This is a genomic window from Gallibacterium genomosp. 2 (genome assembly GCF_000771895.1).
In the GTDB taxonomy this organism is placed as follows: domain Bacteria; phylum Pseudomonadota; class Gammaproteobacteria; order Enterobacterales; family Pasteurellaceae; genus Gallibacterium.
Map to the genome: position 1 here is coordinate 1 of NZ_JPXY01000060.1, position 10,476 is coordinate 10,476.

At 36.5% G+C, this 10,476-nt stretch carries 16 protein-coding genes; 1 reads left to right on the forward strand and 15 read right to left on the reverse strand.

Going from position 1 to position 10,476, the window contains the following annotated elements; genetic code table 11:
* Positions 1-54: 54 nt before the first annotated feature.
* The 6 genes from P375_RS10920 to P375_RS10935 all read right to left on the reverse strand — a co-directional run bounded on the left by P375_RS10920 (position 55) and on the right by P375_RS10935 (position 4,377).
* A complete protein-coding gene (locus P375_RS10920) occupies positions 55-1,050 on the reverse strand; it encodes a tyrosine-type recombinase/integrase (RefSeq protein ID WP_039136989.1) in 996 nt (331 codons plus the stop codon).
* Positions 1,051-1,421: 371 nt separating this feature from the next.
* Complete coding sequence (locus P375_RS12025; RefSeq protein ID WP_052119465.1) at positions 1,422-2,123, reverse strand: hypothetical protein; 702 nt, start codon at positions 2,121-2,123, stop codon at positions 1,422-1,424.
* A complete protein-coding gene (locus tag P375_RS12465; RefSeq protein ID WP_156106931.1) occupies positions 2,110-2,268 on the reverse strand; it encodes a hypothetical protein in 159 nt (52 codons plus the stop codon). The genes P375_RS12025 and P375_RS12465 overlap by 14 nt, the downstream gene beginning before the upstream one ends.
* 181 nt (positions 2,269-2,449) lie before the next feature.
* Positions 2,450-2,575 carry a hypothetical protein gene (locus P375_RS12890; RefSeq protein WP_280643143.1) on the reverse strand — a complete coding sequence of 42 codons (126 nt, stop codon included), beginning with the start codon at positions 2,573-2,575 and terminating at the stop codon, positions 2,450-2,452.
* Complete coding sequence (rdgC, locus tag P375_RS10930; RefSeq protein WP_039136990.1) at positions 2,572-3,468, reverse strand: recombination-associated protein RdgC; 897 nt, start codon at positions 3,466-3,468, stop codon at positions 2,572-2,574. Before rdgC ends, P375_RS12890 begins: the two co-directional genes overlap by 4 nt.
* Positions 3,469-3,714: 246 nt before the next feature.
* A complete protein-coding gene (locus P375_RS10935) occupies positions 3,715-4,377 on the reverse strand; it encodes a KilA-N domain-containing protein (protein WP_039136992.1) in 663 nt (220 codons plus the stop codon).
* A 552-nt stretch (positions 4,378-4,929) separates the two neighbouring features.
* Here P375_RS10935 and P375_RS10940 point away from each other — a divergent pair.
* The gene (locus tag P375_RS10940; RefSeq protein WP_035688065.1) at positions 4,930-5,112 is read left to right on the forward strand and encodes a ribbon-helix-helix protein, CopG family; all 183 of its coding nucleotides are present in this window, start codon (positions 4,930-4,932) and stop codon (positions 5,110-5,112) included.
* A 22-nt stretch (positions 5,113-5,134) separates the two neighbouring features.
* Here the strand turns inward: P375_RS10940 and P375_RS10945 are convergent, their stop codons facing one another.
* The 9 genes from P375_RS10945 to P375_RS10985 form a co-directional block, all read right to left on the reverse strand.
* On the reverse strand, positions 5,135-5,446 hold the full coding sequence (locus tag P375_RS10945) for a hypothetical protein (protein ID WP_039136997.1): 312 nt from the start codon (positions 5,444-5,446) through the stop codon (positions 5,135-5,137).
* Positions 5,447-5,628: 182 nt separating this feature from the next.
* Positions 5,629-6,099, reverse strand: coding sequence for a single-stranded DNA-binding protein (gene ssb, locus P375_RS10950; protein WP_039136999.1), 471 nt, complete (start codon positions 6,097-6,099; stop codon positions 5,629-5,631).
* A gap of 3 nt (positions 6,100-6,102) precedes the next feature.
* On the reverse strand, positions 6,103-6,714 hold the full coding sequence (locus tag P375_RS10955) for a hypothetical protein (RefSeq protein WP_039137001.1): 612 nt from the start codon (positions 6,712-6,714) through the stop codon (positions 6,103-6,105).
* A complete protein-coding gene (locus P375_RS10960; RefSeq protein WP_039137003.1) occupies positions 6,711-7,604 on the reverse strand; it encodes an ATP-binding protein in 894 nt (297 codons plus the stop codon). Before P375_RS10960 ends, P375_RS10955 begins: the two co-directional genes overlap by 4 nt.
* A gap of 12 nt (positions 7,605-7,616) precedes the next feature.
* On the reverse strand, positions 7,617-7,919 hold the full coding sequence (locus P375_RS10965; protein ID WP_039137005.1) for a hypothetical protein: 303 nt from the start codon (positions 7,917-7,919) through the stop codon (positions 7,617-7,619).
* Positions 7,916-8,194 carry a hypothetical protein gene (locus P375_RS10970; protein ID WP_052121836.1) on the reverse strand — a complete coding sequence of 93 codons (279 nt, stop codon included), beginning with the start codon at positions 8,192-8,194 and terminating at the stop codon, positions 7,916-7,918. The genes P375_RS10965 and P375_RS10970 overlap by 4 nt, the downstream gene beginning before the upstream one ends.
* A 90-nt stretch (positions 8,195-8,284) precedes the next feature.
* Entirely contained in the window at positions 8,285-8,926 is a 642-nt protein-coding gene (locus P375_RS12845; protein WP_245176462.1) for an antA/AntB antirepressor family protein, read from the reverse strand.
* Positions 8,927-9,236: 310 nt separating this feature from the next.
* Positions 9,237-9,623, reverse strand: a complete 387-nt coding sequence (locus P375_RS10980; RefSeq protein WP_052121837.1) for a hypothetical protein — start codon at positions 9,621-9,623, stop codon at positions 9,237-9,239.
* A 4-nt stretch (positions 9,624-9,627) separates the two neighbouring features.
* Positions 9,628-10,128, reverse strand: a complete 501-nt coding sequence (locus P375_RS10985) for an ImmA/IrrE family metallo-endopeptidase (RefSeq protein ID WP_039137007.1) — start codon at positions 10,126-10,128, stop codon at positions 9,628-9,630.
* Between the last annotated feature and the right edge of the window lie 348 nt (positions 10,129-10,476).

Here is a 10,476-nt window from a genome sequence, read left to right on the forward strand (position 1 = left end):
TTGTCCTATATGCCTATTTCTATATATCAAAAAAACGTTGTGACTAATTTGTGACTAGAATTTTACTGAGTTAGCGTGTGAGAGTAAGTGATCGGCATTAAGGTGTGCATATTTTTTTACCATTTCCAATGTTTCCCAGCCACCTAATTCCTTTAAGGTAAATAATGGAGTACCTGATTGGACGTGCCAACTTGCCCAAGTATGCCTTAAATCGTGAAAATGGAAATCAATCAAGAAACATTTTTCAGTTGCTTTGTTAAATGTTTTTCTATTGATGTCTTTTAGTGGTTGTCCTTTATCTCCAACAAAAACGTATTTTGGATTTTTCCCTTTCTGTTTTTGTAACAATTTAATCGCATCATCATTAAGCAATAGCGATCTGGCTTTTTCGGATTTTGCGATATCATTAGAAACAATCGCCACTTTACGAGTGAAATCTATTTTATCCCAAGTCATAGATAGTATTTCAGTTCGTCTTGCCCCAGTTAATAAGGCAAAAGAACAAATCGTCTTCATCCAATCTGTGCTGATTTTATCAATAAGTTGTTTAGCTTGTTCTTTGGTGATCCAGCGAACTCTAATAGGTGGTTCTTTTTTCTTCGGGATATACGGCATTTTATCAATGTACCCTGACTGATATGCCAACTTTAATATACGCATTATAGATGTTCTATATTTATTTTTTGTAGAATTTGTTAGCGGGGTTCCTTTCGTCATATGATTTTCAGGGATTGCATCAAGTATTTCATCACTTGTTAAAGAACTAAGTTTTCGACCAGCAAAGATATTTCGATAATAAATTGCGTGTCGTTTTTTAGTGGCAGTATCTTCTTTTCCTTCCGCGTCTTTTAGAAAAAGAACTAATGCGTTTTCAAAGAGATATTCAGGTTTTTGGTCTAGCTTATCAATTTTCCACAATTGTGATTTTAGTTGATCGTGGTATTGTTGAGCTTCTTTTTTTACAGTTGTTTTAATAGTTCGTCTAACTCTCTCACCACTAGGGGTGTAGATGTCAATGTAATAGACGTTTCCTCTTTTTCTGATCGGCATAATTTTTCCTCTCCGACAGACAGAGCAAGCCCTCTGCTATTATTAGATTGTTTTTTTAACAAATCAAGATCTGTTTTATCCATTCTCCACAAACGAGATCCTTCCATTTTATAAAAGCCCCATTTATGTCGGTGATTAAAAACAGTTCTATATGATAAGTTTAGAATATTGGCTACCTGTTTAATGCTTAATGCTTCCATATTGTTACCATAAAAAAGCCGCTAAAAAGCGGCTATAAATGAAAATCTATTATTAAATAAACTTCTCCAAATCAGGCTTGAAGTAATCTTTCCCTTTTTTAATTTTACCATTTTCATCAAATACACCAGTTTTTGCATAATTTATTCCAAAAAAAAGCCTAACTGGTTAGGTTAGGCTTGTGGTGGCTGAGGTACTGGTATCCAATATTCAGCAGAAGTAATAAATTCTGTCTCATCGTTTACATCATAGATGAGAAGTAATTTGTACGGTTTGTCGTCGTTATCGATAAAGTCATAGTTAATTTCTTTAACTATGCCAATACCTATCCCATTTTCTATAGAATAGTATAAAATTTTAGAATCAAGTTCAGGTTGTTTTTCATTTGCATTAAACCACTCAATTTTCTTACCCTCTTTATAGTTTAATAGGGCTTTCGCCATTTTTTGAGCATCTTCTTTTGTTTTAAAAACTAACCCTCGTTTAATCGCCTCTCGGCAATGCTCGTTAAAAGTATCTACACCCATTTGAGATACTAATTCTTTTGAAATAAGACTAATAAAATAATATAGCTGAGCGTTTTCTACTGTATCTAAGGTTACGGCTCGAGGAACTTCAATCCCATTTATAATTCTTGGATCTTCCCACATACCTATGATGTCAAAAGCATCAATAATTGATTGAGAATGAAAACTCCCCTCTGATGTCCAAGTAATTGGTTCAATTTTGTCATGTTCTTTATTTACTACATATCCTATTAAAGGATTATTTGCATCAATATAAGTAGGGACTTTATTTACTACAAGTGCTTTTTTTCCATTTCTCAATTTAACAGGATCACCTGCTAGGGCTTTATATAAATCAAATGGTTTCATCTTCATTGTCCTCATCTTCAAAGAATACAATTATGGTATTATTTTCATATGAAATAAGTTGTTTCGCGATAAATGGATTATCTCCTAATTGCTTAGCAACTTTATTCATTTCTTCGTGAATTTTTACTTTGTTATATCTATCCATAATTTACTCCCTAATATAACATTTCTGAATACAATTCATTTGTTTCCTTGTTAATGTTCTGTGTGTTCATCTTTTACCTCTTTTATGTTTATTAAAGTGCGGTCGTTTTTGTACTCGCTTTTTTAATTCAAGAATATCTGCTTTTTGATTTTCGATAACTGTTTTCAAGCCAACAATAGTTTTATCGCTCTTCAATTATTTCCTGATATTCTTTACTTAATTCACTAACTTTTTCTGCAACTTTTCTTTCGAGGTAAATAAAATCATCTCTAAGCACCCGTTCAGCTAATCGTTTTATAATCTTCATACGCTTTCCTTTTCTCCGCCAAATTCATTGAGCAATCTCTTAGTTAATTCTGAAAGGGTTGCCGTCATTAATAAAAAATCCGCGTCAAAGCGTTGAGCAATATCTTCTTTGGCAATGTCATCATTTTTCTCTTTGATTTCATCAGCAAATTTAAGGCGTTTGAGTGTGCCATCTTCGCAAAGCACGAAACTTAAATTGTTTTCCCAATCTAAATCGATTTTCGTTACCACTTTTCCTGCTTTGAGTAACTCGATTATTTCATCGCTACCTAAATCTTGCTGTTTAAATTTAGCTACGCCACCTTCAATAAAGCCAACTAATTCAGCTTCTTCAAGCACGCTCAGCCAATCGGGGGCGTTGCTTATCCAGCCTGTCATCACGAGTGATGGCTCGTTTGCAAAGGCGAGTGGGATAACTGGCAATGAGCCTAGGGATTTACGTAGTAACGCTAACACATCTTCTGCCCGTTTTGCTGAGCCTGCGTCTACATAAATCAACTGGTTTTGTGTATCAATCCAAAGTGCGGTGTAGGTGCTACGGGTAAAGGCTTGAGGCAAAAGAGAGGCAACCACATCATCTTTAATAGATAACCGTTCTACTTTTTTTAGCTTGCGTTTTTCTTTTTCTTCTAGTGCTTTTACTCGGCTTTCAAGTTCTTTGGTTATCACATAATTTGGCAAGATTTTTTCTTCTCGCTGGGCGACAAGTAAAATTTGTCCGTTAGCCTCAAAGCAGAGTTGTTCGCTCGTGCTAAGTGGTGCAATCCAGCCAAATTTACTTGCCTCACTACTACCGCAAGGCGTAAATTCGCAAGTGCCAAGCTGAGCCGATAGATTGCTGAAGTCGATCGCTTTTGTTAAGCGGTAAATCATTGCATTTTTAAACCAAAACATTTTCTTTTCTTCTAGTTTTTTGTGATTAAATCCGTAGTTGTTCCACAATAATGCCCGTCGCAGTCTGAACCTAAATCGAGTTCATACGCACACCACAATAAGCCGATAATCATTAAAATTCTGAACATAATTTCACCTTTTGATTTGATAATTTTGTCAAATCAATGACTAAACTTTAATCAATTTACTGAATTTAGGGTGCAATAAACCGCCTCACTAAAAAGTAAGGTAAGGCGGTTGGTTAAGTTAGAAGTTGTATTTACGAACTGGTATTAGTTTCGCTCTCGGCTTGTAGTTATTGATTGTGTTTAAGCAATATTGCCAATGTGCGTTCTGTGGGTCTGTATATTGCAAAGGATCAATATCTACTTGAAGTCGTGCGTGAATAAGGTCAAGTGTAGATTGATATTCGCTAACTTGAGTATAAACGGTTGAGGCAAAACTTGAACCAATCGTACGTAATCCTGGTTCAATGTGTTTTAGCATTTGGTGCATTTCAAAGGCGGCACACCAAAATGAGGCTAATCGTTTAAGTTCGTTTTCCGTCCAGTTTAGGGTGATTGTTTTTTCTGGTTCTGGTAACGCAATCTGTTGTGGTTTACTTTCAATTTGGTTTAAGAAAGCTCGTAATACAACTAAATGAAAAGCTGGGCTTATCCAAGCAGCGTAAGCGATAACTAGCTCTTTGCAAGCATATGTTCCGCCTTGTGTACCTCGTAAAGTTTTCACCGCTTTTGTGTTGGGTGTTTCTCTTTCGATTTCTGCTATTAGATTTTTGGTAGTATCTAGACGAATAAATAAAGCTGGTTGATGCTTATTTTCCGAACCACTTGCTTTATGCAGGTCGTTTAAAGAATAAAGGTTTTTGTATGTACGAACTGAAGTATTAAGAATTGCTAAATTTGACATTTTTATGCCCCTAGATGTTTTTAAGTTAATTTATCCGAACACTTAAGTAGGGTGATCGGGGTTCAACTTACCGCATCTAGACGGCGGAACTTATTCAGATGTATTGTATATCGTTCTCTCGCCCCGATCTTTGGAAAAGTATAAATCTGTACTTTTAATGCTTTTAAATCTACAGATCTGTAGATTTAAATTTCAGGCATAAAAAAACCGCTATGCTATCGGGTGCGGATTTCCGCTAGATGTTTGTAAGTGCGGTTATCTTAATCCGAAGTTTGGGCGGTGTCAAATAAAAAGCCCACAATAAACATTGCAGGCTTTCTTAAAATATTACTTGTCTTGTATGTAAACATACATTATAATAATCTCACTTTCAAGGGATAGCTTGAAAGTGAGTGTGAGGCTTAATCCTCACGATAACGAAGAGGATAATAATATGTTAATCCGTATTATCCTAGTTATCGTTTTATTACTCTGGTCTTTGCCAGTTTATTAATCTGATAACTTACTGGGGGAGTACCAGTCCCCCAGTTCTTCAAATCATAGGGAATAATTATGGCATTGTCAAGAACCGAAATAAATGCTCGTAGCGAGGCAAAGCGGGGCATTGTAACGAAGTCTTTTAAAATTCCACAATCTGTTTCAGATGAAATAGATAGGCTTGCTGTTGAGCTTGGTATTTCAAAAGGAAAGATATTAGAACAAGCAATTTTGTTACTTAAACAAGCCCATTCATAACTCCTCAACTGTTCGGAAAAGCCTAACTGTTTGGGTTAGGCTTTTCTATATAATCCACAACCGGCACACTTACCACTTGCTGTGGTTCAAATTGCTTACCGGTGGCTAATTGAGCGTAGCCGATAATGTCGTCCCAGTGGTCGGGGAAGGTTTCATCACCGTTGCAAATTCGGGTGAGTTTGGCAGCAATCATTGTGGCGGCATAGGCTTTGACTTTGTTGCGTTCAAAAAGCTGGCTTTCAATAATCGGTTTCATCAGGTGATAAAAGGTTTCTGCACCGCTGATAAAGTCGCCATGCGTTTTGGCCCGTTCGTTGAGTAGGTCTGTGTTCATTTTTTCCTCGTAAAAAAGCCCTCATTTGAGGGCGTTTGTCTAAAATTGTTTAACCGTTGTTTAACTAAAATGGTATTTGTTTAACTTAGACAATCACTATCTTATTGATTTTATTGATGATTAATAAAATCAATCGTTTAAAATTGTCTAGATATTGTTTAACTTTGTTTAAGTTAGACGAGTCAAAAAGGCGTCTCATCATCAAAATCTGCTGGTGGCGGTGGGGTGTAAGTGCCGTTTTTTGCTTGTGCGTAAGCATTCGGCTTGTTGGCTTGTGCTGGTTGTGTCGGTGCGTTAGCCTGTGCGTTTTGCCCCTCTTGACGGCTATCTAACATCTGCAAGCTGTCGCCTTGAATTTCGGTGATGTAGCGTTCTTGCCCATTTTTGTCTTGCCATTTTCGGGTTCTGATACGCCCTTCAACATACACTTTTGAGCCTTTTTTAAGGTATTGCTCCGCAATTTCCGCTAACCGCCGATAAAGTACAATTCTGTGCCATTCGGTGAGTTCTCGCCGTTCGCCTGTTTGCTTATCAGTCCAGCTTTCTGAGGTTGCCACGCTGATTGTTGCAATTAGATCGCCGTTTTGCATTGTGCGGATTTCGGGAGCTTGCCCTAAATTGCCGATGATGATGGCTTTGTTTATGCCTGCCATTATTTACCCCCTATTAATTAGGTGTGGAGCGTACTCCTTAATAAAAATTATTAAACTTTTTGCCATATTATCAATATCTTCATCCATACCCTCATACCTGTGAAATGATACGGTAACAGCTTCTTTAATTAAAAAGGTATCAGGAGTAGCAGCAGGGTTATACTGTCTAAAAAGATTGTAAGTAAAATGATCTAAATTAAGCCAAGATAGATACGCTCGCCATTGCATTGATGGCTCATAATTCTTTTCGACATCTATTGATGAGGTTAGCTTGTGATCGAAAACAGTGTTGCTATCCATCGCATCAACAACACCAACAAATGTCACATCTTCATCAAGAATTCTTCTCATAACCGTGAATTTAAACTCTTTGATTTTTGGAATATAAACATCACTATCAATTTCACTAAAATCAAAAGTAAAACCATCAACTGTTTCTACTGTGAGATCGCCTTGTTTTGTTTCAAGCAGTTTATGAAAAGCAGTGCCAGCCATCATTGCTTTAGTAGGTTCTATTTTTCTATCAAGATAAGCAACCATATCTTCTATGGTTGCATCTTCGTTATCAAGCCATCTTCGGTAGGCTTCTAATGTTGTTGCGGAGATTCTTATCATGCGGCGACCTTTTCAAATTGTTTGCTTTCTTTATTGAAAGTAATTCCTTGTTTTTTCGCATAATCCATTAATAGCTGCTTATGTAAAGTTGGCATATCTGGATCTATCATTTCGTTAAACTCTTCAGGATTTAACAAAACGCTGAATTTAGCGTGCACCTCATCAAGTTCTTGTTGTTCCTTGATAGCTTCATCAGATTGTTTATTTAATTCTGCTTTCACTTGCTCGATAATATTCGCTAAGAACAAAGGCTCAACTTTAAAGTTAGGTACAGCAATCACAGGTAAGCCTATTGGGTTCTTACCAAAGCCTGTTGAGCTAGGGTTAAAATCGAGAATTTTTTGATTGCCATTTAAGACTAATCTTCCCATTAAATCTGCCACTTTATAAACTTCGTTTTTCGCTCCGCCTTGAATATCCAAACGTTCTACAAACTCATCATTTTTTCTTTCCTCAGTCATATGTGAAAGTAAAACGACATCTTTACCGAAAGAGCGGAGAAGTTTTAACCACGAAATAAACCTATTTTTAAGTGTGCCATAGCCTTGTTGACTTAATTCAGTTCCACCATTTCTAGTTGTTCCTTTTTGATTACTTCTTAGAATATCAACCGTAATCATATCTAACGCACGACCTACGGTATCAATAATAATGGTATCGTAAGGCTTTAAATCCTCTTCTGTTAAGCCTGTAATATCTTGCCAAGATTCAATCTGTACCGTATCTTTACGGAATTGAGAACGATATGCTCCATTATCGAAGTCTAGCAGCAGTGGATTTTTTGCTGTAAATGCGGTTGATGTTTTTCCATAAGCTGGGGGAGCATAGATACAGATAGTGATGTTTTTTACTTCGATAGATTGTTTTGATGAAATGATTTTAAGTGCCATATTATTATCCTCTTATTTGAATTGGTTAAAGGTTCTGTGGTCTGCGATTTCGTTTTCTTGCACGAGGTGGAATTGATTAATCTCTAGTAGATGTAACAATCCCTCTCGCTCTTGTTCATCAATTGGTAAGTGGTGTATTGCGTTGACAATGTCGTTATATTCGTAATGAGCTAAAAGCTCAGTAAAGTAGTTATTCCACTGTGGATCCGTTTTATACTGATGCAAAGCTAACGTGAGTTGATGGAATAATATTTCAAGCCGTTGGCGGTTAAGCTGTTTCGCTTGTTGATTAAGCTGTTCAAAAATATCCATCATCTCACCCCCTTAGCTAATCGTTCTCTAATTTCCGCTTCGTGTTCTGCTGTTAGCGGTGTTTGTAAATTGCCGTGTTCCTTTTTCCATTCTTCTTTTGCCCATTGTTGCCATTGTTGCTGTTCCTCGCTTAAGGTAGTTTCAAGGTTGAGCGTGTGGTCGTAATAATCGGTGTCTTTATCCAATGCGTTGACCGGTTGTGGTTGGCAACTAATGCCTAAAACAAAGGCGATGATTAATGCGGTAATAAGGTAAATCGGCTCTAGTGTGAATTTCATTTTTTGCTCCTTATTTGAACAATTTACTGAATTTAGGGTGCAATAAACCGCCTCACTAAAAAGTAAGGTAAGGCGGTGAGTTAAATTAGATTAGAAGTTGTTTAATCGCTTTGGTTGTGGTTGTTCGTCAAGCAGGCTTAACATTCCTTTGATGAACATAATGCGTTCGCTTTTGGCTTGAACATATTTTCTCGCTTTGGTTAAAGCGTTTTCGGTTGGCATATTAAGGTTATAGAGATAATGCCCACCAATAAATTTATCTATATCTCTGCCAAGATGTGGGTATTCCTTGCGTATTTTTTCGCCCATTTCATACGCACCATTAAGTGAGTGGTACAGGTTAGCGATAATGCGGATGGCTTCTTCGTCTGCGTCCACTTCAGCAAGGGGTAAGGGTTGTTGTTGTTTTGTTAGTTCTTTCGCCCTGCGTTCGCATTCGATGAAGTATTTACGCACCATTCGCCCTTTTTCGTTGCGTTCCACCATTGCGAGTTCTTTGCCCATATCAAGGGTGATGTGATATTCCTTGCGGGGTCTGCCGTTGGTACGTTGGGTTACGATGATGTAGTCTTCATCTTGAACGAAACCGTAGTCGGTTATGCGATCTTTTATCCAATCGCCATATTGACGTTTACTTTCTACAAATGCGTGTAGTTCACGAGCATTACAGAGTTGTACAGGTTGATTTGCAATTAAACCGTTGAAGACTGGAATTAAATTTGAATTTGTCATTTTTAGTTTCTCGTATTAAGTTTTTAGAACTCACCACGAGCTACTGCGAATAACTGGTGGTGAACTGAACAAGGTTCGCAGTACCGCTATACGAGAAAACGGCAGACCTTTCGGTCTCCTCATTCAGCTCACCATTGACGACTTTTTCACAAATTTGTGAAAAAGGTAGATTTGCTGATTTTCGGCTATAAAAAAAGCCACCATTTAGGTAGCCATTACTCACCACCTCGTATATTCAGGACTGCGATCCCGACTTTCAGATTTTGCTGAAAGTGGACATATCCTAAATCAAAGGGCGGTGGTTGTCAAATTATTTATTTTTGAAGAGATATTTAGTTATCACAAGTACTAAGCCGAATAGCTCAAGTAAGGTTCCTGTTATGTAGAGATGAAGAACATAGTTATCATATTTTAGTTCGCCGGCACCAACACCTATGAAAACCCCATTCATTACAAAAAGTTGGATAATCATTACACCGATTAACAAGTAAGCATAATGTGATTTTAAGGTAATATCATTTTCTTTATCATCGTTGTCGAGTTTCTTTGAGCGTTGTTCTTCTTCGTCGGTTTTAGCCCAACTTTCTTCATCTTTAGCACTTTTTTCCGCTTTTTCTTTGATGATATCTTTTTCTTGTTCTCGTTTCTTTTCTTCTGAAACTTGATGAATAAATTCTTCAAATGGAGGTCGGGACATCTAACTAATAACCTTTTAAGGAATCTAAGCGATAGTTTAATGCTTCAGCAGACACTCTAAGAGCAGCCGACTGTTCAATTACTATACTACGATTTGATAGGTCTAACGTTTTTAAATAGCTTTCAGGCATTAATAGAGCTGCTGCGAATTTATTGGCAAAAATTTCTTCAGTATCTGTTCCACCGCTTGATTTGCTATTTCTATAATCAATTTTTTCATAGTTCTTTAGTCCAAGAATAAATGTATTATAGATATAGTGTCCAATTTCGTGAGCGATGGTAAAACGTTTACGAACATCAGGATCAGATTGATCTACTAAAATTATCGGATAATCCATATCTTTAGTTTTTACCAATGCTCCTGATGCATCGCCAGGCAAATTATCGTAAACAACGTTAATTCCGAAACACTTTGCTATAGCAATAGGATCAACAGGAATAATATTATTCCAAAAGCTGTTAAGTACAGTTTCAGCAAAATATGCTGGATTTTGATGACTATTCACGGTGTTTCCCAAATATTGTTCTAAAAATACTCTTATTTATCAATAAGTTTTATTGTTTAAACAAGCTTTATTAATAAATAAAACTTGATAAGTTGTGAGTATGATATAACAAAATCTTACTTTTAAAAATACTACTATTCATATTTTGGTGAAAAAATCTCATTTGAAGGCAACCTTAGGAGAATACGGTTATAAAATTGGCAATAAAAAAGCCTGTTGGTTGTCAAACTAAATAGGAGTATTATTTTTCTCTTAATACAGGGAATAACCCTTTTATTATTGATATAAAAGCTGCAAGAATATTTACTGTGCAAGCGGTTGTAAAAATACCTAAAGCAATTTTGATCT